Consider the following 21,755-nt stretch of genomic DNA (forward strand, 5'->3'; position numbering starts at 1 on the left):
TGTCGTTCTCCTATTCCGCGGCCTGAAGCGTGGTCGGCGCCGGAATGAAATCCTCCCGGAAGTGCTTCAATGCGCTGAGCACGGGGTAGGGCGTGAAGCCGCCGAGTGCGCAGAGCGAGCCGAATTTCATGGTGTTGCAGAGGTCTTCGACCAGCGCGAGATTTTCGCTGACGCGCTCACCGTTGATGATCTTCTCGATGGTCTCGACGCCGCGGGTCGAGCCGATCCGGCATGGCGTGCACTTGCCGCAGGATTCGACGGCGCAGAATTCCATGGCGAAGCGCGCCTGTCTGCGCATGTCGACGCTGTCGTCGAACACGACGATGCCACCATGGCCGATCAGGCCATCGCGCGCTGCGAAGGCCTCGTAGTCGAATGGCGTGTCGAACAGGGCACGAGGGAAATAGGCGCCGAGCGGACCGCCGACCTGCACGGCGCGGACCGGCCGGCCCGTGAACGTGCCGCCACCGATGTCGTCGACGAGCTCGCCGAGCGTCACGCCGAACGCGGTTTCATACAGCCCGCCATAGCGGATGTTGCCGGCGAGCTGGATCGGCATCGTGCCGCGTGAGCGGCCCATGCCGAAATCCGCATAAGCATTGGCACCCTCGGCGAGGATGAAGGGGACGGCCGCGAACGACAGCACGTTGTTGATGACGGTCGGCTTGCCGAACAGGCCGTGATGCGCCGGCAGCGGCGGTTTTGCACGCACGATGCCGCGGCGGCCTTCGAGGCTCTCCAGCAGCGAAGTTTCCTCGCCGCAGACATAGGCGCCAGCGCCGACCCGCACTTCGAGGTCGAAGCTGTGGATGGATCCGCCGATCTTGTCGCCGAGATAACCGCCGCGCTTCGCAGTCTGGATCGCAGCGTTCATCGCTTCCACCGCATGCGGATATTCGCTGCGGATGTAGATGTAGCCCTTGGTCGCGCCGACGGTGATGCCGGCGATGGTCATGCCCTCGATCACCAGGAAGGGATCGCCTTCCATGATCATGCGGTCGGCGAAAGTGCCGCTGTCGCCTTCGTCGGCGTTGCAGACGATGAACTTTCGGTCGGCTTTGGCCTGCGTGACCGTCTTCCATTTGATGCCGGTCGGAAAGCCGGCGCCGCCGCGGCCGCGCAAGCCCGAGGCCGTGACTTCGTTGAGGATGGCGTCGGAGCCAAGCGGCAGTGCCCGCTCCAGCCCCTTGTAGCCGCCATGGGCGCGGTAGTCGTCGAGCGAGCGCGGGTCGATCACGCCGCAGCGGGCGAAGGTGAGGCGGGTCTGACGCTTGAGCCAGGGCAGCTGGTCGGTTGCCCCCAGCCGCAGCAGATGCGGCGTGTTGTTCGCGAGCGCGTCGAGCAGGGAGGGCACATCGGCTTCAGTAACCGGACCGAAGGCGATCCGGCCCTGTGGCGTCGCCACCTCGACCAGCGGCTCCAGCCAGTACATGCCGCGCGAGCCGGTCCTGGCAATCTCGACTGCGATGCCGCGCCCGGCTGCTGCCTGCTCCAGCGCCAGAGCAACTTCGTCGGCGCCGACGGCGATTGCACCGGCGTCACGTGAGACGAACAGACGCAAGCTCATCGCTGTGCCTCCACAATCAACGCATCGAGGCGCTTCTGATCGAGCCTGCCGATGAGGCGGCCGTCGAGCATCGCGGACGGTGCGGTCGCGCACAGGCCGAGGCAGTAGATCGGCTCCAGCGTGACGCGATCGTCGGCCGTGGTGCTGCCGAGCGACACGCCGAGCTTTGCTTCGGCGCGCGCCGCCAATGCATCGCCGCCGGCGGCCTGGCAGGCCTCCGCGCGGCAGAGCTTCAGCACATGGCGGCCGGCCGGCTTGTGGCGGAAATCATGATAGAACGTGAATACGCCGTGGACTTCGGCGCGCGACAGGTTGAGCGCCTGCGCGACCATGGGAATGGCGGCCTCCGGCACGTAGCCGAACGCCTCCTGCAGCGCGTGCAAGATGACGAGCGTCGCGCCCTCCTGGTTGGCGTGCTCGGCGATGATTTCGGCGCCGCGCGTCTCGTTCCAAGGCTCAAAAACCGCTGTCATTCTTCGTTCTCAACCAGAGCGTTTCCTTGGGCGCAAACTAGTTGGAATCATTCGAAGATCAATAAAGCTGTCCCGTGCTGCGATTGCGAATTCGGATCGATTTGCAACCGCAATCGACCGATACGAATTGGTAATGGAAGTTGGATCGGCTGCCGGTTTTTGCGTGTTGGCGCAGGCCCGGCGTGCTAGCTTGCATGCCACGATGGAATTCGAGGGGACGGCCGGTTGATCGACAAACTTGAACTATTGCTGGCGCTGGCGAAGGAGCGGCATTTCGGACGCGCGGCGGAGGTCTGCGGCGTGACGCAACCGACGATGTCGACCGGGCTCAAGCAGCTCGAGGAGATTCTCGGCGTGATGCTGGTGCAGCGCGGCTCCCGTTTCCAGGGGTTCACCCCGGAAGGCGAGCGGGCGCTCGACTGGGCGCGGCGGATCGTCGGCGATGCCCGCGCGATGCGTGACGAGATCAACGGGCTGAAGCATCAGCTCTCCGGCGAGATCCGCATCGCGGCGATCCCGACCGTGCTCGGCATGGTCGCCGCGCTGACGACGCCGTTTCGCGCAAGGCATCCCGAGGTGCGTTTCAGCATCCGCTCAACGACCTCATCGGAGGTGCTGGGATTGCTCGAAAATCTCGAGGTCGATGCGGGGCTGACCTATATCGAGAACGAGCCGATCGGCAAGGTGCGGACCATTCCGCTCTACAACGAGAGCTATCGTTTGCTGACGTCGCCGGACGGAATGTTCGGCGATCGCGAGACGGTGACCTGGAAGGAGGTCGGGCAGGTGCCGCTATGCTTGCTGACGCCCGACATGCAGAACCGCCGCATCATCGACCGCGCGCTGCGTTCGGTCGGCGCGGAGGCGACGCCGACGCTGACCTCGAACTCGTTGCTGGTGCTGTTCACGCATGTGAAGACGGGGCGCTGGGCGAGCGTGATGCCGGCCAAGCTCGCCGAGACGCTCGGCCTGTCCGACACGGTGCGCTCGATCCCGATCACCGATCCCGACGTCAATTACAGCATCGGCATGGTGATCCCGCAGCGCGATCCGATGACGCCGCTGATCGCAGCGCTGGTCAATGTCGCGCGGGAAGTCGCGCCGTCGCTGCAGCTGTAGGGATCACGCCGCCGCCGAAATCCCGGACGCCGCCTTGATCGCGTCGCGCGGCAGGGTCACGCGGACGACGGTGCCGACCTCGATCTTGGAGCGCAGCCGCATCGAGCCGCCGTGGAGCTGCGCCAGCGAGCGGGCGATCGCAAGGCCGAGGCCCGAGCCGTGATAGGTCTTGGTGAGCTGGCTCTCCACCTGCTCGAACGGGCGGCCGAGCCGCGCCAGCGAATGCGGCGCGATGCCGATGCCGGTGTCGGCGATCATCAGCACGATCCGGTCGTCGAGTTGCCGGCTGCGCACCACGACGCGTCCGCCGTCCGGCGTGAATTTCACGGCGTTGGAGAGCAGGTTGACGATGATCTGCTTGGTGGCGCGGCGGTCGGCGACGACGGAGATGGATTTTGCGATGTCGGCATCTAACGTGATGTGCTTGTCCTGGGCCCGGCCGGTGACGACCCGCAGGGATTCCGCCAGCGTCCGCGACAGGTCGAGCTCTTCCATGTCGAGCTTCATGCGGCCCGCCTCGATCTTGGACATGTCGAGGATGTCGTTGATGACCTCGAGCAGATAGTGGCCGCTGGTCAGGATGTCCTGGCAGTATTCCTGGTACTTTTCGCTGCCGAGCTCGCCGAACATGCCCGAGCCCATGATCTCGGAGAAGCCGATGATGGCGTTCAGCGGCGTGCGCAGCTCGTGGCTCATATTGGCGAGGAATTTCGACTTCGTCTGGTTGGCTTCCTCGGCGCGGGTCTTCTCGCGCTGGTACTTCTCGGCGAGGTCGGCGAGCTCGACCGCCTGGCGCTCCAGCGCCGCCTGCGAGCGCTTCAGGTCGATGACGGTGGCGCGCAGGCGCAGATCGTTGTCGACGAGCTTCTGCTCGTGCTCCTTGATGCGGGTGATGTCGGTGCCGACCGAGACGTAGCCGCCGTCCTTGGTGCGGCGCTCGCTGATGTGCAGCCAGCTGCCGTCGTCGAGCTGCGCCTCGAAGGTGCGCGCGCCGGGGCCTTGGGCAGCGGTCTCGTTGTGGCGGGTGCGCACCTCCGGCATGCGGCCGACCTCGAGCACGGTCTCGTAGGAGGTGCCGGGGATCACGGCGGTGTCGGGCAGCTTGTGCAGGCGCTGGAAGTGCGAGTTGCAGAGCACGAGGCGGTCGCTGGCGTCCCACAGCACGAAGGCTTCCGGGATGGTCTCGATCGCGTCGCGCAGGCGGAGGTCGGCTTCCACGGTCCTCTCGGCGAGGCTCTTCTGCTCGGTGATATCGACGGCGATCCCGATCAGGTGCACGCTGGAATCGGTCGCCCCGCGCGTCTTCTCGCAGCGGACGCGGAGCCAGATCCAGTGACCGTCGACATGCTGCATCCGGAAGGTCTGGTCGATGTGGTCGATCTTCTCGGAGATGAGCTGGTCGGCGATCGCGAACAGGTCGATGTCGTCGGACTTCACCAGCGCGTTGACCTCGCCGAAGGTGAGGAGCTCGTTGCGGCCATCGAGGCCCAGCATCGAAAACATCGACTGCGACCAGAAGATCCGGCCGCGCGACAGGTCCCAGTCCCACAGCCCGCAACGGCCGCGGTTGAGCGCGGTGTCGATCCGGCCGCGCACGGCGTCGTTGATGAGGTCGCCTTCGCGGGCGCGGGTGGACTGCCAGTGGAAGGCGAAGCCCAGGATCAGGACGACGAATCCGGTGGTCGCCGACAGCGTCACCGAGAGCGCGGCGTCCGAGCCCCAGATCGGCTCGTTGCGCTCCTGGATCACGGTGACGAAGCCGGGCAGCGACTTGATCTGCCGCGAGGTCGCCATCGCGGCATTGCCGCTCGGCAGCGTCATGTCGGAGACGTTGCCGTCGCGCGTCGGCGCTGCGAGCAATTGTGCGGTCGTGATGGCATCGAGCAGGCGGTCGTTGCCGGAAGGGTCACTGTCGACCGGAACGCGGGCGAGGAGACGGCGATCGACGCCGGCCGAGGTGACGATGACGTGGCGGCCCGAGGCCGTGCCCCAGGACGGGATCATATCCGGCAACAGCGCCGGCAGGCTCTCGATGTTCTTGAGCCGCTCCTGACGGGCGGAGGTCAGGCGGTCGATGCGTTCGGCGAGCAGGTCGGCCAGCGCCGAGATGTCGTGCCGGATCACCAGCCGCTTCTGACGCGTCTGATCGACGACCTGCACGAACGCGCCGAGGCAGATCGTGATCAGGAACGCGATGATGAGCGTCGGCACGGCGCGACGAAGCGCCGGCTCTGCAATCAAGAGCCGATGATAGGCAGGTTTCGCGATCGATTGCGCCAATCCCTTGATCGAATCGGATTGGACGCACGCGTTCGCGGCGTCTGCACGCGACATGCCTTCGGCCCCCTAAAAACCTGCTTGCAACTGAAGTTCGGAGGCAGCCCCACATCGCTTCCGAATCACAGCGATTTGAATCCAGTTTTCGCGGGGTGTCGAGAGTCAATGAATCGTTAACGCGAAATTATTCTTATCCCACGCGCAGTTTGCGCAGCGCGCGTCCGCAAACGCACGGGCGCGAGGAGTCCGAAACGAGAACGTGTGACTCCTCGCACGCTCTCCGTCACGCACGCGGCGGTTCGGCGTGGCTGATCACGCGCTTCACGCTCGGGAACGCGCGCCGCAGCGCGCGCTCGATGGCGTCGACGTGCTCGTGCACCTTGATCACGCTCATCGAGGGCGCGGCGCGGCAGTGGAAATTGACGATCTCGCCGGCGTCGGTGTTGCGGACGCGCACATTATGGATGTCGTGGATCTCGCCGCCGGCGGCATATTCGGTCAGCGCGGCGGCGATGGCCTGGACGCGTTCCGGCGCGGCATCGACCCCGAACGGCAGTTCCGGTTCCAGCGGCTCGATGTGGACGTCGACCTCGACGTCCTCGCCGAACTCCTCCTGGATGTTGCGCTCCAGCGTATTGGCGACGTCGTGGGCGGCCTCTAACTGCATCCCGGCGTCGACCTCGAGGTCGATGCTGACGATCAGCTTGGCGCCGAGATCGTGCACCGTGACGTGGTGGACGGCGAGGCCCGAATTGCGCGCGATCACCATGATGCGGTCGCGCACGGTCTCGTTGTCGCGTGCGACGGGAACGGCGGTGAAGGAGAGGTCGGTGTCGCCGAACGCCTTGGCGACGGCGGCTTGCGCGTTGTGCTTGATGTCCTCGACGCGGTCGATCGGATAGGTCCGCGGCACCTTGACGATGGTGTCGATGAACGTGGTCGCCCCGACCATGCGCACCCGCAGCCGCTCCACGTCGATCACGCCCGGGACGCTTCGGATCGCGGCCGTAGCCTTCTCCTGCGCGCCCTCCGGGGCGCGGTCGACCAGCGTCTGCACGGTCGAGCCGGCCATGCGCAGGCCGAGCGCTGCGATCATCACGGCGACCGCGGCGGCCGCCGCGGCGTCGCCCCACCAGAAGCCGAGGGCGGCGAGGATCAGGCCGATGATCACGGCGAACGAGCCCATCACGTCGGAGGCGAAATGCAGCGCGTCGGCGGCGAGCGCCTGGCTCCTGGTCTCGCGCGCGGCGCGGTGCAGGGCGCGGGCGCGCCAGAGATTGACGACGATGTCGATCACCAGCACGACGAAGGGCACGGCCGAAATGGTCGGCGGCGGTGTTCCCTCGCGCAGCCGGCTATAGGCCTCGACCAGGATGCCACCGGCGAGCACGTAGAGCAGGGCGGTAACACCGAGTGCCGAAACGCTCTCCAGCTTGCCGTGGCCGTAATGGTGCTCCTCGTCGGCCGGCTTGTCCGACACCCGCACCACCGCCCAGGTGATGATGGTCGCGACCAGGTCGATCGAGGAGTGCAGCGCCTCGGAGATCAGCGCGAGCGAGCCGATCGCGATCCCGACCACGAACTTGGCCGCCGCCATGCCGCCGCTGGCGAAGATCGAGATCGCGGCGACCGAGGTTTTGTTGTGCTGGGAGGTCATGGCGGGGATTTAGCAGCCCGGGGGTGAACATCAAGCGGCGATCCACAGCTGTTGTCGCTAGTGATTTGCAGGAGCGATCCGTGTCTTGCTCCGGCCTCGTAGGGTGGGCAAAGGCGCGTTGGCGCCGTGCCCACCATTCGTCCGTGATGGATACAGATCGTGGGCACGCTTCGCTTTGCCCACCCTACGGGACCGCTGTCGGCGCTCTACGGCACCGTCACCACGATTTTCCCCAAATGCTTGTTCGCCTCCATGTGCTCGAACGCCTGGTCGATGTCGTCGAATGCGAACACCCGGTCGATCGGCAGCTGCAGTTTTCGCGACTCCACCGCGCCCCAGATGTCCTTCCTGACCTCCTCGAAGATCTCGCGGACCTCCTCGATGGTGCGGGTGCGGAAGGTGACGCCGACATAGTCGATGCGGCGCGCGGCGTGCAGGTCGAAGTTGAAATCGGCATGGGTGCCGCCGAGCCGGCCGACATTGACGATGCGGCCCTTCACTTTGGTCGCCGCAAGGTTCTGGCTCGCGACCTTGCCCGAGACCTGGTCGACGATGAGGTCGACGCCTTCACCGTTCGTCGCCTTCAGCACCTCGTCGACCCATTTCGGATCGGAGCTGTCGACGGCGAGGTCGGCGCCGTACTCCTTCAGCCGGCCGCGGCGCGTGGCGTCGGTCGACGAGCCGATCACGAGCTTTGCGCCCTTGAGTTTTGCAATCTGCATCGCCATCAGGCCGACACCGGAGCTGGCGCCCTGGATCAGCACGCTCTGGCCCGCCTGCACGCCACCGACGGTGACGACGGCGTTGTGCATGGTCGCGAGCGCGACGGGCAGGGTGGCGGCTTCCTCGAAGTTCATGTTCGAGGGCGCGCGGAACAGCCGGCCGTGATCGGCCAGTGTGTACTCGGCAAATGCCGCGCCGCCCGAGCCCATGATGCGGTCGCCGATCTTGACGCCCTTGGCATCCGGCCCGAGCTCGGCGACCTCGCCGGCCCATTCCATGCCGAGCACGGTGCCGGCGCCGCCGGCCGCGCCGTGGGCGTGCCCCTTGCGCATGCCGGTGTCGGCGCGGTTGAGCCCGCAGGCGCGGACGCGCACCAGCACCTGCTTGCCTTTCGGCTTTGGTTGAGCGACGTCGGAAATCCTAGCGCCCTCAGGGCCGTAGACGTAAGCCTTCATGGATTGCTCTCGCTTCTTGCGGTGATTATTCGGCGGCTTCGCGTTGCGGCTGAACGATCATGCCCTCCAGCCGGCTGCGAATGATCGCTTCCGCCTCGCGCACGATGCGGGAGATGAGCTCGGCGCAGGTCGGGATGTCCTGGATCAGGCCCTGCACCTGGCCGGCCGACCAGATGCCTTCGTCGGAATTCCCAGTCGCGTAGACCATCTTGCCGCGGGCACCGGCGACGAGCTCGCGGATGTCCTCGAACTTGGCGCCTTCCTTCTCCATCGCGACGACCTTGGTCGAGATCTCGTTCTTGGCGACGCGCGAGGTGTTGCGCATGGTGCGGAAGATCAGCTCGGTCTCGCGCTCGTCATTGGCGACGATTTTCTCCTTGATGAGCTGGTGGATCGGGCTTTCCCTGGTCGCCATGAAGCGCGTGCCCATGTTGATGCCGTCGGCGCCCAGCGCCAGCGCGGCGACGAGGCCGCGGGCGTCGGCAAAGCCGCCCGAGGCGATCATCGGGATCTTGATCTTGTTGGCGGCGGCGGGGATCAGGATCAGGCCGGGCGTGTCATCCTCGCCGGGATGGCCGGCGCATTCGAAGCCGTCGATCGAGATGGCGTCAACGCCCATGCGTTCGGCCGAGAGCGCGTGGCGGACGCTGGTGCATTTGTGCACGACCTTGACGCCGTGCTTCCTGAACTCGTCGACATGCTCCTGCGGCTTGTTGCCGGCGGTCTCGACCACCTTGATGCCGCTCTCGATGATGGCGGCGCGGTATTCGGCATAGGGCGGCGGCTTGATCGCGGGCAGGATGGTGAGGTTGACGCCGAACGGCTTGTCGGTGAGGTCGCGGCAACGCGCGATCTCCTTGGTCAGATCCTCCGGCGTCGGCTGGGTCAGCGCCGTGATGAAGCCGAGCGCGCCGGCATTGGCAACAGCGGCGACCAGCTCGGCGCGGCCGACCCATTGCATGCCGCCCTGGACGATCGGGTGCTCGACGCCGACGAGTTTCGTGAACCGTGTCTGCAACATGATGTGTTCCCCCTGATATGGCCCGCAGGCTCTGTTGTCGGTTGATGGCGCAAGGATGCCGCCCGGGTCGGGAAATGTCTATTGCGCGGGCGTGCGGTGGGGGCGGGGCGATCATGCGGGCGGTGGGGATGATTCCGCGGGGCGGATAATTTTGTTCCGTCATCCCCGCGCAACCGCGAAGCGGTTGTCGCTGGAGGTGCGAGCTGCACGGTACGAAGCAAGGTGCAGCAAGCCTCGAAGGATGAGCGGCCACGCTGCGAAAGCCGGGCTGTCGCCCTTCGAGGCTTGCTCAGTGGCGCGATGCGCCCCCGAGCGCGCACCTCAGGGTGACGGTTGTAGATTTGCGCTCGCGGGGCCATGTGCAATTCTTGTCCAATCAAGACACGCCTTCGCGCTCTCGCGGCATCCCGGCCCGAGCTTTGCTTCATCGCGTTGCCCTCATGAAAGACAAGGGCGCAGGGAAGGCCGGGCGCCGGCTGGCACCCGTAAGTCCGTGCGCGAAAAAGATGCACACGGGGTGGACCACAGGTGCGCCGAACGCCCGGCCTTCCCTGCGCGATGGTTTACGGCGTACTTCGTGCTCTCCCCGGGGAGCGATGCACTATTGCCCCCGTCGCCTTGCGGATGATTGATGCGCGCACCGGTTGGCCGCCACATCACCGCAGGACTTGACGCACAGACCCCGGGCGTCAGGACCACACGACTTGACCGTCCGCGCACGTCCTCGCATGTCGCTTCGAGTGCTGGCGCGTGCTCACGCCCGAAGCCATGCGAAGACGCTGTCGGCGCCGGGTCGTATGCGCGAAGCGCTTTGCTCACGGTTTCCCGCCCCGCAATTGCTGCTCGCGCCCGACGCCGTCGCGTCCATCGCACCCCGGCCCGCGGTTCGTGACGATCGCGATCCGCCCCTTGTCTCGGGCCAGGGTGGCTTGTGTGTACGACAAATCCGAATTTCGGTAAAGTGGAATATTTTGGCGGGCGGGCTTGACAGGCGGAGTGGGGACATCGGCAGGGTGTTTTGCCCGACGGGCGAGGGCGCTCCGAACGTGCCGGAGCGCTATGCGCACCGCTGCGTCAACCACCGTCATTGCGAGCGCAGCGACTTGTCCGCCGAAGCCTTTGGCGAAGGCGGAAGCAATCCAGAATCCCTCCGCGGAAACACTCTGGATTGCTTCGCAAGGGCTTGCCTCGCAATGACGCCGGAGGTGACGGCGGCGGGTTCGTAGCCCGGATGGAGCGTAGCGCAATCCGGGGCCTGTGCGACGAGCGAAGGCGGTCCCGGATTTCGCTTTCGCTCCATCCGGGCTACGAGGCCGCCGCTACAGGGCAGCTACTCCGCCGACAGCCGCACCATCTGGCGGCCGCCGTTCATGTCCTTGAGGCTGTTGACGAAGTTTTCCGGGCGCTGCCAGCGATACGGGACCTTCAGGCCCATGAACTCGGCGATGTCGCCGATGAAGCCGGTGCAGTTGGTGGTCTCGGCGTTCCAGACCGGCGAGCTCGCCTGCAGTTTCTTGATGTAGGCGAACACGCGCTTGGCGTCGGCCTCGTTCAGATAGACGCGGTAGCTCGCGGTCAGATATTCCGGATCGAGATCGCCGTAGCTCGCACCGGTCTCCGACGGCACGAAGGTGATGTGGCCGAGCACGTAAGCCAGCGTGTCGCCGGCGGGCGTGAGGCCTGCGACCTCGACCGCCTTCTCGCTGGTCTTGCCGTACCAGACGAAGGCATGGCCCCAGCTCGCGGCCGTGCGGGCGCGGAAGTCGACGTAATAGGGACCTTTCTCCACACGCGCGACGGAGCGCCGCGCCGCTTGCGGCTGAGGCCGCGATGTGGAGTCGGTCGTGGCAAGCGCGTTGGCGTCAGCAACGCGCTTGTTCGCTTCGTGGGCCGAGGCCGAGGGCGTCGTACACGCGATCATGGCCGCGAGGGCGAACCCCGCAAGGATGCAGGGTCCCGATCGATCAGGTTTGTTCGTCACGCTGTGCCCCTCGACTGTCGGCCGCTTACGCTAGTCTTGCTTGCGTTTCAGTAACGCGCAGCGACCGGGCCGGGCGCCTTGCCGATCGGGGCCTTTCCAACCGGGCTCTTGCCAATCGGCATCTTGCCGATCGGCGCCTGCTCGGCCGGATAGACCGGCACGGGCTGGCGGCGCGGCAGATCCGCAGCGTTCGCAGCCGTCACCAGAGCAAGCGTGGCACCCAGAGCAATTACAATCTTCTTCACAGCGATACCCCTAGAAGGTTTGGTCCAAACACGGCAGTGCCGTGCCCCCCAGACACGCCTCACAGAAGGGCGGCCGAATGCGACCAAGTTGCGGCGCGCGCGGGACATGTTGGCGGCATATCTCTGACGCGCGCAGATGTGATGTGTCTGGATGTTTCGGAGTGCTGCTGTCAGTCCTACGCGGCAACTCACCCGATCCGGTTGAGGCTATTCCTGATCGTCGAGAAGATGCCGCCGATGTCCTTGCGCAAGGCATCGAGCGCGTTGAAATTGTCGAAGATGCGGGCGAGGCGGTCTTCGACCTCGCGCTTGCTCTTGGTGAGCGCGTCGACGCGCGAGGCGAGGGTGACGTCGCCGTTCGCCTCGATCTCGCCGACGGTTTTGGCGAGGAGGTCGCGGGTGCTGCCGACCTCCGCGATCAGGGCCTCGATGCCGAACACCGGCGCCTTCAGCGGGACGAGGTCGGCCTGCGATTTCGACAGCTCCGCCTTGAAGGCGTTCAGCGTCGCCAGCGTCTCCTGCAGGGCGCCGAGGCGCTGGCGCGACTGCAGGACGAAATCGTTCAGCGCGTTCTGCCGGTCGGCAAGGGTCTTGCCGTCGGGGTCGGTCTCGACGTCGGCGAGCGAGCGTTCGAGCTGGACCTGGCGCTGGCCGAGCTCTTCGAAGTCGAGCCGGATGCTTTTGAGAATGTTGAAGCTGTCGTCGATGCGGGCGAGGCGCTGCTCGATCTCGATCTTGTTCTTCGACAGCGTCTCGACGCGGGTGGGAAGCGGCGTCTCGCCGCCGGTCTCGAGCTCGTCGATGGTCTTGGCAAGGCGCTCGTGGCCGAGGCTGAGCTCGCCGATCAGGGCGTTGATGCCGGCGTCGGTTGACCGCAGCGGCACCAGCTCGGCGTGGGATTTGGCCAGATCCTCCTTGTACTGGTTGAGGGTCGCAAATGTCTCCTGGACGCTGTTCACCCGTCCTAGAAGCGCCGCCACGTCGCGCGCGATGTCCCTTTGCCGGTCGGCAAGGTTGTTCTTGCGATCGTCGGTCTCGAGATCGTGCAGGGAGCGTTCGAGCTGATTCTGGCGGTCGCGGATCTCGGTGAAGACCGGCTCGACCGCGCGGCGCTGCTCGGCGATTTTGCCGACCATGTCGCGCAGGTGCTGCTGGCGACTGCGGATTTCGGCGAGCTGGTCGTGCATGTCGGTGGATTGGTTGCGCCCCTGCTGGAGCAGCGCGCGCTGCTCGGTCTCGCCCAGCTTGTCGTGGAGCGCGGAGACCGCCTCCCTCGGGTCGCTCTCGATCAAATGCTGGACGGTGGCGTCGAGATGGTTTTGCAGGGCGTGGGCGACGACGACGTCCTCGCGGGTTTTCTTGAGCCGGTCACGCAGCGTCTTCAGGCTGCGGTCCTGGCGCGACAGCCGCCAGGCTGAAGCGCCGATCAGGGCCAAAGCGAGGGCGGGGAAGACTCCGGTCGCGACGCGTTGCGGCACCGGCAGGCCCGCGAACCAGGCGGGCAGGTGACTGAAGTCGTGACCGAGCGCCTGCTGGGCGAAGACCGCGACGATGGCCAACAGGCCGAACCAGGCAACCAGGAAAAACAGCCACATCGTGAATTCCTCACGCCGGCGCACATTTTCGCCATGATTGCCAAGAGCGGAACCGAGCGCAAGGGGCGGGGAGGCTTGTAGGCTGTTTCGGGCGGCGTGATCCACGGCTGGTTGCGTTGGCCTATGGGTGGAGGCGGCGCGGGAGTGCCGGGTTTTCCCGGACAGAGGTTCCCCCACACGCGTCATGCGCGGGCTTGTTCCGCCTGCGCGGCCGAAGCCGCTTCGGCGCGGCGAAGGCCCGGCCAACCTGTCAGTGATGTGTCCGAACAGGTGTCAGCCATGTCCCCGGACTCTAAACAACAAACCCGGCCATGACGGAGCGAGCAGCATTAGTAGCCCGCATGAGCGGAGCGACATGGGAGACCATGCGAAGAATCGTCCCGGATGTCGCTTGGCTCATCCGGACTGCGGCGCCGTGCGCGCTATCATTTCCCGAGGAAGTTCGAGCGCATCTTGTCGGCGAACCAGACCGCGAAGATCGCACCGAACGCGAGAGCAAAGTACAGAGCTGTCCACAAAAGTGCATTACCTGCATTCGTCATGGCATCCTCCCTGGCGTCAGAAATTGACTGCCGGGAAGGATAAGGCGGCCGTGCTGGCGCGATTTGCGCCGGATCAATTTTGCCGCGCTGCAGCGAGAATAAGTGAGTAGCCCGCACGAGCGTAGCGCATGCGGGACCAAGCGAAGAGCCGTCCCGGATGTCGCTGCGCTCATCCGGACTACGGGACGGTGTTCGCGGCTACAGCCGAAACTCGTTGGTGAGCTCGCCGATGCCGTCGATCGCGACGGTGACGGTGTTGACCGGCTCCTTCATCACGCCGACGCCGACCGAGGTGCCGACGGCGATGAGGTCGCCGGGGAGCAGGGTCATGTCGTGGGAGATCTTGCTGACCAGCTGCTGCGCCGAGAAGATCATGTCGGAGATCGGGTAGTTCTGCCGCTCCGCGCCGTTGAGGATGGTGCGGACGGTCAGCTTGGCCGGATCGAGGCCGGTTGCGATGACGGGACCGAACGGGCCGTAATCGTCGATGCCCTTGGCGCGGGCCCATTGCGGGAAGGTAGGGTCGCTGGTCAGGATGTCGTTGGCGGTGATGTCGTTGACGCAGGTGTAACCGAAGATGAAGCTGTTGGCTTCGCTGGGGGAGACACGCGCGCAGGTCTTGCCGATGACGATGCCGAGCTCGCCTTCATAGGTGGTCTTGCCGTCGTAATAGGAGGGACGGCGGATCACGGCGCCCGGCGTCGTGATGGTGGTGGTGGCCTTGAGCAGATAAAGCGGCTCCGGCGGTTCGGGCTGGTTCAGCTTGGCGGCGAGCGCGTGGAAATTATTCCAGAGCGCGACGATCTTGCTGGGCGCGCAAGGCGCCAGCAGCTCGACCTCCGACAGCGCCAGGATCTTGCCGGTCGCGGTGTTGCGGCCGAACATCTCGCCCTCGTGCACGCTGATGCCCGATGACGTCAGCGTGCCGAAACCGGTCGCGCCATTATTCCGGAAGCGCAGCCACTGCTTCATCTCGCCCGCCATCACGCCACCGCCAGTGCGCGGGGATCTGACGGCGTCGAAACGCCGTCATAGAGCCCGGCGATGCGGGCGCGCTGGGTCACCATCGCCAGCACCGAATCGAGCGCGGGCGTCGCGATGCCGGTGAGGCGGCCCATCTCCTGCACCACGGTGACGAGCGGGTCGATCTCCATCGGGCGGCCGCGCTCGAGATCTTGCAGCATCGAGGTCTTGTGCGCGCCGACCTTGCGGGCGCCCTCGATGCGGCGCTCGACGTCGACGCGGAACTTGACACCGAAGGTCTCGGCGATCGCTTGTGTCTCCACCATGATCGCGCGCGACAGCGCTCGGGTAGACGGATCGGTGCAGATTACGTCGAGCGTTGCATGGGTCAACGCGCTGATCGGGTTGAAGCAGACATTGCCCCACAGCTTGAGCCAGATCTCGTCGCGGATGCGGTCGAGCACCGGCGCCTTCAGCCCGGCCGCGACGAACAGATCCGCGAGGCGCTGCACGTCGCTGGTGATCTCGCCGGAGGGCTCGCCGAGCGGGAAGTTGTTGCCGTAGACGTGGCGGATCACGCCGGGCGCCTCGATCTCGGTGGCGGGATAGACGATGCAGCCGATGGCGCGCTCGGCGCCGATTTCGCGCCACTGCCGCCCGCCGGGGTCGATGCTCTCCAGCGTCGAATTCTCGTATTGGCCGCCGTGCTTGTAGAAGTACCAATAGGGGATGCCGTTGACGGCGGTGACGATGCGGGTGTGCGGCCCGAGCAGCGGCTGCATCTTCTCGATCACGCCGGTGATGGAATGGGCCTTCAGCGTGATGATGATGTAGTCCTGCGCGCCGAGCTCGGCGGGATCGTCGGTGCAGCGCGGATGCACGGTGTGCTTCTCCTCGCCCGCGAGCAGCGTCAGGCCGCGCTCGCGCATTGCGGTAAGGTGCGCGCCGCGCGCGATGAGGCTGACATCGGCGCCTGCGCGCGCAAGCTGAACCCCGAGATATCCGCCGATTGCGCCGGCGCCGTAGATGCAGATCTTCATGAAATCCTCGCGGGAGACCGGAATTTTGGGACGAAAGATCCGGTCCGGCTCGAACGCGTCCGAGCCGGCCGGTAGTCACAGGGGAAGAGTGCGTCGCTTCAGGCTGCCGCTTGCGGCTTGCCGTTGATGGCCTCGTCCATGGCAGCTGCGATGTCGCGCATGCTGATGACGGAGACGAGGCTGTAATCGTCGATGACAGGCAAATGGCGGATGTGATGCCGGTTCATCAGATGCCGGACCTGCTCGATCGTATCGCTGGAGCTGCAGGACACCAGCTGCTGCACCGAGACGAGCTGCGAGACCTTGACGTTGACGGCGTTCGCGCCGTGCTCGGCGACGGCGCGCACCACGTCGCGCTCAGTGAACATGCCGACGGCGGTATTACCCTCGGAGCGGACCACGTCCTTGACCACGAGAGCGCTGATGTTGTTGGCGCGCATCAGCTTGGCGGCGATACCTACCGTTTCGTTCATTCGCACCGTGACAACGCGCGGCGTCTTCTTGCGCAGAATGTCTCCGACCAGCATTGCAACCTCCCTGGGTGAATGTTGCGAGAAGTGTGGTATACATAATGCCAATCGTCAAGCGCTGGTTTGGGCGATCCGAAAAATCTTGCGACAGTAATACTGACGTTTGCCGTGCGCGAAAAAGAAAAGGGGCGCATCGCTGCGCCCCCTGGTTGATCCCTGCAATGTAAGTGGCGGCTACGCCGTCTCGGTCTTTGCAGTGGTCTTGGCGCTGCCGGTTGCGGTGTTCGCGCTCTCGACTTCCTTGCCGAGGATGAAGGAGCGGCGCATCGGCTTGATCACGAACAGCGCCGTCAGCGCCGCCGTCGCGTTCAGGGCGACCGCGACCACGAACACGGCCTTCCAGCCGTACGTCGCCGAGATCACGCTGGCGAGCGGGACGAGCAGGGAGGCGGTGCCCTTCGCAGTGTAGAGCATGCCGTTGTTGGTGGTCGCGAATTTCGAGCCGAAGGTGTCGCCGCAGGTCGCGGGGAACAGCGAGTAGATCTCGCCGAACACGCCGAAATACACCGCGGTCGCGAGCACGAACACGACCGGGACATGGCCGTAAGCCGACAGCGTCAGCAGCATCAGCGCCGCGGTGCCGAAGGCGATGAACATGGTGTGCTCGCGGCCGATCGTGTCGGAGACCCAGCCGAAGAAGGGGCGTCCGAAACCGTCGAGGATGCGGTCGAGCGAAATCGCGAAGGTCAGTGCCGCCATCTGGAAGCCGGCCAGCGTGACCGGGGTGTCGGCGATCTTGAAGTCGTGCGCGATCGGGCCGATCTGCGCCGCGGTCATCAGGCCGCCGGATGCGACCATGACGAAGACGAGATACATCACCCAGAAAATAGGACTGCGCAGCACCTGCGGCGGGGTGAAGTCGATCTTGGTCTGCGGCAGGTTGAGCTGCTTCTTCTTCGGCGGGATCGAGAGCCGCGGCGGCTGGATGAAGAAGGCGAGCACGAACACGATCACGCCCTGGCCGATGCCGAAGGTGAAGAAGGCGTGCTGATAGCCGCTCGATGCGATCATGGTCGCGATCGGCACGATGGTGAGCGCGGCGCCGGCGCCGAAGCCGGCGGCGGTCGCGCCGGCGGCAAGGCCCCGGCGGTCGGGAAACCATTTCAGCGCGTTGCCGACGCAGGTGCCGTACACCGCGCCCGCGCCCATGCCGCCGATGATCGCGGCCGCGTAGAGCAAAGTGAGACTGTCGGCATAGGAGTTGAGAATCCAGGACAGCGCGATCATCACGCCGCCGAACATGACGACGATGCGCGGGCCGTATTTGTCGACGAACCAGGCTTCGATCGGCACCAGCCAGGTCTCGGTGACGACGAAGACGGTGAAGGCGAGCTGGATCGCGGCGCGTCCCCAGTGGTGGGCCGCATCGATCGGATCGACGAACAGCGTCCAGCCATATTGCAAATTGGCGATCATCGCCATGCAGACGATGCCCATGACGAGCTGGAGCCAACGGAAACCGGTGCGAAGAGGCGCGGCCGTGACGGCGCCGTCCGTGCTGGAAATCATCAAGAAACCTCCCAACGCGCCTGATTGATCGCGACTTTGGATGGCAAGATGACCCAGTGTCGCAAATGTTGTGGCTTATCGTCGCAAGCGCGGCACGGAGCTTGGTATACCATATTCCAGAATGCAAGCCCTAACTGCGGCGGATTGTCACAAATCTGCGGTTCCATTGGAGGGGAACGGCGCAGCAAGACGTCGCCAAAACGAAAACGCCCGGCCGTGAGGCCGGGCGTCTGCTTGATGAAGAGCTGTGATGGAGCGTGTCAGATGGTCGATTTGGCCACCACGACCTTGCGCCAGGGCTTGAGCACCGCGATCGCTAGCAGCGAAGCCAGGATGTTGGCACCGGCCGCGATGATGAACACGCTGTCCCACGTGCCCGACGACTGCTGCATGTAGTTGCCGATCGGGACCAGCAGCGCGGCGGTGCCCTTCGCGGTGTAGAGCAGGCCGGCATTGGTGGTCGCGAACTTGGCGCCGAACGTGTCGGTGCAGGTCGAGGGGAACAGCGAGTAGATCTCACCCCATGCGAAGAACACGAAGCCCGAGAGCAGCACGAACCAGATCGGATCGTGGCCCCAGAGGTAGAGCATCCAGATGCCGAAACCTTCCATGCCGAAGGCGATGAACATCGTGTTCTCGCGGCCGATCATGTCGGAGATCCAGCCGAAGAACGGACGCGTCAGGCCGTTGAGCACGCGGTCGATCGTGGCCGCGAACGTCACTGCCGTCATCGTCACCGCCATCAGCGTGACCGGCACGTTGTCGACCTTCCAGTCGGCCGCGATGGGCTTCAGGTTGGCCGTCACCATCAAGCCGCCGGCGCCGACGATCACGAACATGAAGTACATCAGCCAGAAGATCGGCTGACGCAGCACTTCGGTCGGCTGGTAGTTGCGCCGGGTCTGCAGCAAGTTGGCATTGGCCACCACGGTCGGCACCTGGCCTGCTTTCGGCGCGAGCAGAAAGAAGGCGAGGATGCAGATGATGATGCCCTGTCCGAGGCCGAAATAGAGGAAGGTGGTCTGGAATCCACTGTCCTTGATCATGGCCTGGATCGGCGCGACGGTGAGCGCGGAGCCCGCACCGAAGCCCGCGGCGGTGATGCCCGCGGCAAGACCGCGCTTGTCCGGAAACCACTTCAGCGCGTTGCCGACGCAGGTGCCGTAGACGCCGCCGGCGCCGATGCCGGCGATGATCATGCCGAGATAGTAGCCGTTGAGCGAGGTGGCCTGGGCGTTGATCGCCCAGCCGATGGCGCAGAGCACGCCGCCAACCAGCACGACGATGCGCGGACCGTATTTGTCGACGAACCATCCTTCGACCGGGACCAGCCAGGTCTCGAACAGGACGAAGAGCGTAAAGGCCCATTGGATCGACGCGCGATCCCAGCCGAACTTCTTCTGGATGTCAGGGACGAAGAACGTCCAGCCGTACTGATAATTGGCGATCATCACCATCGCGGCGACGCCAACTGCCAACTGCGTCCAGCGATAGGCGTCGCTGACGCGCGCGACGCTTGGGGCCGCTGTTGACTGCACCATGTCTGTCATAAAAAACCCTCCCGAAGGCGCCGATCATTTTTATGCGTGCGCTGGTCGCATCCTGGTATTCATTATGCCAAGATTCAAGCGAAGGACTGGAGGGTGCGGCGAAATATCGCGGCTTTATCACATGCGCCATGGCTGGGCGATTGTAAAGCCCAATTCGCTTTCGGCCTGTGATCAACGCATTGATTTCGTGAGAAGTCTTCCCCGTTGCGGCGAAGCCGCAAGCAGCTGGTGGGAACCTACGCATCCACAATTTTCAGCTTCTGGGTCGGTCGAGCGCGCGGCCCCCTCGCACATCGGTGCGCGGCTATGCCGTGACTGCTGCGTCGTGGAATTCTGTATTCCAGAAGTTCGGCCGCATGGCCGGGTTCAACGGCGGCCGCCGACGCGATTGCGCCGGCGCGCGCCTCACGCCATCGACATGCGGAGCCGGCTGTAGCCTTCCTGGATCGCGGACCAGAACAGGGCGACCAGACCCAGCGCCATGATGGTGCTGACGAGGCCGTTGGAGAAGAACACCCCGAGCGAGCCCTGCGATCCCAGCAGCGATTGGCGGAAGGCTTCCTCCGCCTTGTCGCCGAGCACGATGGCGAGCACGAGAGGTGCGAGCGGGTAGTTGCATTTCTTCAGGAGATAGCCGAGCACGCCGAACACCAGCATCAGCATCACGTCGAAGGTGCTGTTGTGCACCGAATAGGCGCCGATCGCGCACAGCACCAGGATCAGCGGGGCGATGATGCCGAACGGCACGCGCAGGATCGCGGCGAAGAGCGGCACGCAGGTGAGCACGACGATGAGGCCGGCGAGATTGCCGAGATACATCGAGGCGATCAGGCCCCAGACGAATTCCTTCTGCTCGACGAATAGCATCGGGCCCGGCTGCAGGCCCCAGATCAGGAGGCCGCCGAGCAGCACGGCAGCCGTCGGCGAGCCGGGCACGCCGAGCGACAGCATCGGCAGCAGCGCCGAGGTGCCCGCCGCATGCGCGGCCGTCTCCGGCGCGATCACGCCTTCGATCTCGCCCTTGCCGAAATTGTTGCCGCGCCGCGCCAGGCGCTTGGCGATGCCGTAGCTCATGAAGGAGGCCGGCGTCGCTCCGGCGGGCGTGACGCCCATCCAGCAGCCGATCAGGCAGGAGCGTAGCGAGGTCATCCAGTAGGTGGGCAGCTCGCGCCAGGTCTGAAGCACGACGCGAAGGTTGATGCTGGCATTCCCGCCGCGGAAGGCGAGCCCTTCCTCCATGGTCAGCAGAATCTCGCCGATCCCGAACAGGCCGATCACGGCGATCAGGAAGTCGAAACCGTTGAGCAGCTCGGTGACGCCGAAGGTGAGCCGCAATTGCCCGGTGATCGAATCGAGGCCGACCGCCGCGAGCGCGAAGCCCATCATCATCGCCGCGATGGTCTTGAAAGGTGGCTCCTTGCTGAGGCCGACGAAGCTGCAGAAGGCGAGGAAGTACACCGCGAACTTCTCCGCCGGACCAAATCGCAGCGCAAAGCCCGCGACCAGCGGCGCGACCAGCGTGATCATGATGACGGCAAACAGCGCGCCGACGAAGGAGGAGGTGAAGGCGGCGGTCAGGGCTTCGCCGGGCTTGCCCTGCTGCGCCATCGGATAGCCGTCGAAGGTGGTCGCCACGGACCAGGGCTCGCCGGGGATGTTGAACAGGATCGAGGTGATGGCGCCGCCGAACAATGCGCCCCAGTAGATGCATGACAGCATGATGATCGCCGATGTCGGCGGCATGCTGAAGGTCAGGGGAAGCAGGATCGCCACGCCGTTGGCGCCCCCGAGCCCCGGCAGCACGCCGATGATGACCCCGAGCGTGATGCCGATGATCATCAGCATGATGTTATAGGGCTGCAGGGCGACCGCGAAGCCGTGAAATAGATTGGCCAACTCTTCCATATCGATACGTCCTGCAGCAGCAATTGAATGAATGCGTGGCCCTTACAGACCGAGCCATTCCTCGAACGGCCCCTTGGGAAGCGGGACCAGGAACCAGCGCTCGAAAACGAGATAGGTCACCACCGGCATGCCGACCGCCACCGCGATGACCGTCAGCCAGCGATAGCCGCCGAGCCAGCGCATGAACCAGGCGATGAAGACCATCGAGGCGATGTAGAGGCCGATGAACGGCATCGAGCCGACATAGATCGCGGTGGGCACGACGACGCTCATGACCTGGCGAAGCTGTCCCCATTCCGCGAACAGGCGGCCGTCGTCGTCGCGTCGCGCGTGCCACAGGTTGATGGCGCTCGCGCCGACGATTGCGGCGCCGATATAGAAGGGGAAGAACCCGGCTCGCGGACCCTCCGCGCCCCAGTTGATGCCGGCCTTCAGGCTGCCGAAGATCACGACGAGACCAAAGGCGCCGATCAACAGCGCCATGCCGATTTCCATCGTCTTGTGTGCCGGGCCAGATTCGGATCCGGATCGTTCAGTCATGAGACCTCCGCGCAGAAATGCAGTCGTCGCATTCGCCGACGGCCTGAGGACGACAGCATCCTC

17 protein-coding genes are annotated in these 21,755 nt (G+C 65.2%); 1 reads left to right on the forward strand and 16 read right to left on the reverse strand.

Going from position 1 to position 21,755, the window contains the following annotated elements; translation table 11 throughout:
- Positions 1–10 precede the first annotated feature (10 nt).
- Together GGD66_RS19370 and GGD66_RS19375 are read right to left on the reverse strand one after the other, a co-directional pair.
- Positions 11–1,567: an NADH-quinone oxidoreductase subunit NuoF gene (locus tag GGD66_RS19370; RefSeq protein ID WP_183258691.1), complete on the reverse strand. Its 1,557-nt coding sequence runs from the start codon at positions 1,565–1,567 to the stop codon at positions 11–13.
- Positions 1,564–2,040: a formate dehydrogenase subunit gamma gene (locus tag GGD66_RS19375; protein ID WP_183258692.1), complete on the reverse strand. Its 477-nt coding sequence runs from the start codon at positions 2,038–2,040 to the stop codon at positions 1,564–1,566. The genes GGD66_RS19370 and GGD66_RS19375 overlap by 4 nt, the downstream gene beginning before the upstream one ends.
- 225 nt (positions 2,041–2,265) lie before the next feature.
- On the opposite strand from GGD66_RS19375, the gene GGD66_RS19380 reads away from it, so the two are divergent.
- The gene (locus GGD66_RS19380) at positions 2,266–3,159 is read left to right on the forward strand and encodes a LysR family transcriptional regulator (RefSeq protein ID WP_018315839.1); all 894 of its coding nucleotides are present in this window, start codon (positions 2,266–2,268) and stop codon (positions 3,157–3,159) included.
- Between the two features lie 3 nt (positions 3,160–3,162).
- Here the strand turns inward: GGD66_RS19380 and GGD66_RS19385 are convergent, their stop codons facing one another.
- The 14 genes from GGD66_RS19385 to GGD66_RS19450 form a co-directional block, all read right to left on the reverse strand.
- Entirely contained in the window at positions 3,163–5,493 is a 2,331-nt protein-coding gene (locus GGD66_RS19385; RefSeq protein ID WP_092256462.1) for a PAS domain-containing sensor histidine kinase, read from the reverse strand.
- A 226-nt stretch (positions 5,494–5,719) separates the two neighbouring features.
- A complete protein-coding gene (locus tag GGD66_RS19390; RefSeq protein ID WP_018315841.1) occupies positions 5,720–7,093 on the reverse strand; it encodes a cation-efflux pump in 1,374 nt (457 codons plus the stop codon).
- A gap of 206 nt (positions 7,094–7,299) precedes the next feature.
- Positions 7,300–8,271 carry a zinc-binding dehydrogenase gene (locus GGD66_RS19395; protein WP_183258693.1) on the reverse strand — a complete coding sequence of 324 codons (972 nt, stop codon included), beginning with the start codon at positions 8,269–8,271 and terminating at the stop codon, positions 7,300–7,302.
- Between the two features lie 25 nt (positions 8,272–8,296).
- Entirely contained in the window at positions 8,297–9,292 is a 996-nt protein-coding gene (locus tag GGD66_RS19400; RefSeq protein WP_183258694.1) for a nitronate monooxygenase family protein, read from the reverse strand.
- 1,330 nt (positions 9,293–10,622) lie between these two features.
- The gene (locus GGD66_RS19405) at positions 10,623–11,273 is read right to left on the reverse strand and encodes a hypothetical protein (protein WP_092256450.1); all 651 of its coding nucleotides are present in this window, start codon (positions 11,271–11,273) and stop codon (positions 10,623–10,625) included.
- Between the two features lie 47 nt (positions 11,274–11,320).
- The gene (locus GGD66_RS19410; RefSeq protein WP_018315845.1) at positions 11,321–11,518 is read right to left on the reverse strand and encodes a hypothetical protein; all 198 of its coding nucleotides are present in this window, start codon (positions 11,516–11,518) and stop codon (positions 11,321–11,323) included.
- 188 nt (positions 11,519–11,706) lie between these two features.
- Positions 11,707–13,113, reverse strand: coding sequence for a hypothetical protein (locus GGD66_RS19415; RefSeq protein ID WP_183258695.1), 1,407 nt, complete (start codon positions 13,111–13,113; stop codon positions 11,707–11,709).
- Between the two features lie 740 nt (positions 13,114–13,853).
- Complete coding sequence (locus GGD66_RS19420) at positions 13,854–14,627, reverse strand: fumarylacetoacetate hydrolase family protein (protein WP_177237102.1); 774 nt, start codon at positions 14,625–14,627, stop codon at positions 13,854–13,856.
- Positions 14,628–14,638: 11 nt separating this feature from the next.
- Positions 14,639–15,658: a 2-dehydropantoate 2-reductase gene (locus GGD66_RS19425; RefSeq protein WP_183258696.1), complete on the reverse strand. Its 1,020-nt coding sequence runs from the start codon at positions 15,656–15,658 to the stop codon at positions 14,639–14,641.
- A gap of 98 nt (positions 15,659–15,756) precedes the next feature.
- Positions 15,757–16,185 (reverse strand): CBS domain-containing protein, encoded by a 429-nt coding sequence (locus tag GGD66_RS19430; RefSeq protein ID WP_018315849.1) that lies wholly within the window; start codon positions 16,183–16,185, stop codon positions 15,757–15,759.
- Between the two features lie 177 nt (positions 16,186–16,362).
- The gene (gene oxlT / locus GGD66_RS19435; RefSeq protein WP_018315850.1) at positions 16,363–17,697 is read right to left on the reverse strand and encodes an oxalate/formate MFS antiporter; all 1,335 of its coding nucleotides are present in this window, start codon (positions 17,695–17,697) and stop codon (positions 16,363–16,365) included.
- A gap of 260 nt (positions 17,698–17,957) precedes the next feature.
- Positions 17,958–19,247, reverse strand: a complete 1,290-nt coding sequence (gene oxlT / locus GGD66_RS19440) for an oxalate/formate MFS antiporter (RefSeq protein ID WP_026201561.1) — start codon at positions 19,245–19,247, stop codon at positions 17,958–17,960.
- Between the two features lie 405 nt (positions 19,248–19,652).
- Positions 19,653–21,152 (reverse strand): tripartite tricarboxylate transporter permease, encoded by a 1,500-nt coding sequence (locus GGD66_RS19445; protein ID WP_028143032.1) that lies wholly within the window; start codon positions 21,150–21,152, stop codon positions 19,653–19,655.
- A 42-nt stretch (positions 21,153–21,194) separates the two neighbouring features.
- Positions 21,195–21,692: a tripartite tricarboxylate transporter TctB family protein gene (locus GGD66_RS19450; RefSeq protein WP_026201562.1), complete on the reverse strand. Its 498-nt coding sequence runs from the start codon at positions 21,690–21,692 to the stop codon at positions 21,195–21,197.
- Positions 21,693–21,755: the final 63 nt, after the last annotated feature.

This window comes from Bradyrhizobium sp. CIR48, from assembly GCF_014198315.1.
GTDB lineage: Bacteria > Pseudomonadota > Alphaproteobacteria > Rhizobiales > Xanthobacteraceae > Bradyrhizobium.

What these genes read in the sequence shown, in the direction of transcription:
- GGD66_RS19400 (WP_183258694.1), bottom strand. Translation starts at nt 9,292, where the DNA reads ATGTTGCAGACACGGTTCACGAAACTCGTCGGCGTCGAGCACCCGATC.
- oxlT (WP_018315850.1), bottom strand. Translation starts at nt 17,697, where the DNA reads ATGATTTCCAGCACGGACGGCGCCGTCACGGCCGCGCCTCTTCGCACC.
- GGD66_RS19390 (WP_018315841.1), bottom strand. Translation starts at nt 7,093, where the DNA reads ATGACCTCCCAGCACAACAAAACCTCGGTCGCCGCGATCTCGATCTTC.
- oxlT (WP_026201561.1), bottom strand. Translation starts at nt 19,247, where the DNA reads ATGACAGACATGGTGCAGTCAACAGCGGCCCCAAGCGTCGCGCGCGTC.
- GGD66_RS19385 (WP_092256462.1), bottom strand. Translation starts at nt 5,493, where the DNA reads ATGTCGCGTGCAGACGCCGCGAACGCGTGCGTCCAATCCGATTCGATC.
- GGD66_RS19420 (WP_177237102.1), bottom strand. Translation starts at nt 14,627, where the DNA reads ATGAAGCAGTGGCTGCGCTTCCGGAATAATGGCGCGACCGGTTTCGGC.
- GGD66_RS19425 (WP_183258696.1), bottom strand. Translation starts at nt 15,658, where the DNA reads ATGAAGATCTGCATCTACGGCGCCGGCGCAATCGGCGGATATCTCGGG.
- GGD66_RS19450 (WP_026201562.1), bottom strand. Translation starts at nt 21,692, where the DNA reads ATGACTGAACGATCCGGATCCGAATCTGGCCCGGCACACAAGACGATG.
- GGD66_RS19370 (WP_183258691.1), bottom strand. Translation starts at nt 1,567, where the DNA reads ATGAGCTTGCGTCTGTTCGTCTCACGTGACGCCGGTGCAATCGCCGTC.
- GGD66_RS19395 (WP_183258693.1), bottom strand. Translation starts at nt 8,271, where the DNA reads ATGAAGGCTTACGTCTACGGCCCTGAGGGCGCTAGGATTTCCGACGTC.
- GGD66_RS19430 (WP_018315849.1), bottom strand. Translation starts at nt 16,185, where the DNA reads ATGCTGGTCGGAGACATTCTGCGCAAGAAGACGCCGCGCGTTGTCACG.
- GGD66_RS19375 (WP_183258692.1), bottom strand. Translation starts at nt 2,040, where the DNA reads ATGACAGCGGTTTTTGAGCCTTGGAACGAGACGCGCGGCGCCGAAATC.
- GGD66_RS19445 (WP_028143032.1), bottom strand. Translation starts at nt 21,152, where the DNA reads ATGGAAGAGTTGGCCAATCTATTTCACGGCTTCGCGGTCGCCCTGCAG.
- GGD66_RS19415 (WP_183258695.1), bottom strand. Translation starts at nt 13,113, where the DNA reads ATGTGGCTGTTTTTCCTGGTTGCCTGGTTCGGCCTGTTGGCCATCGTC.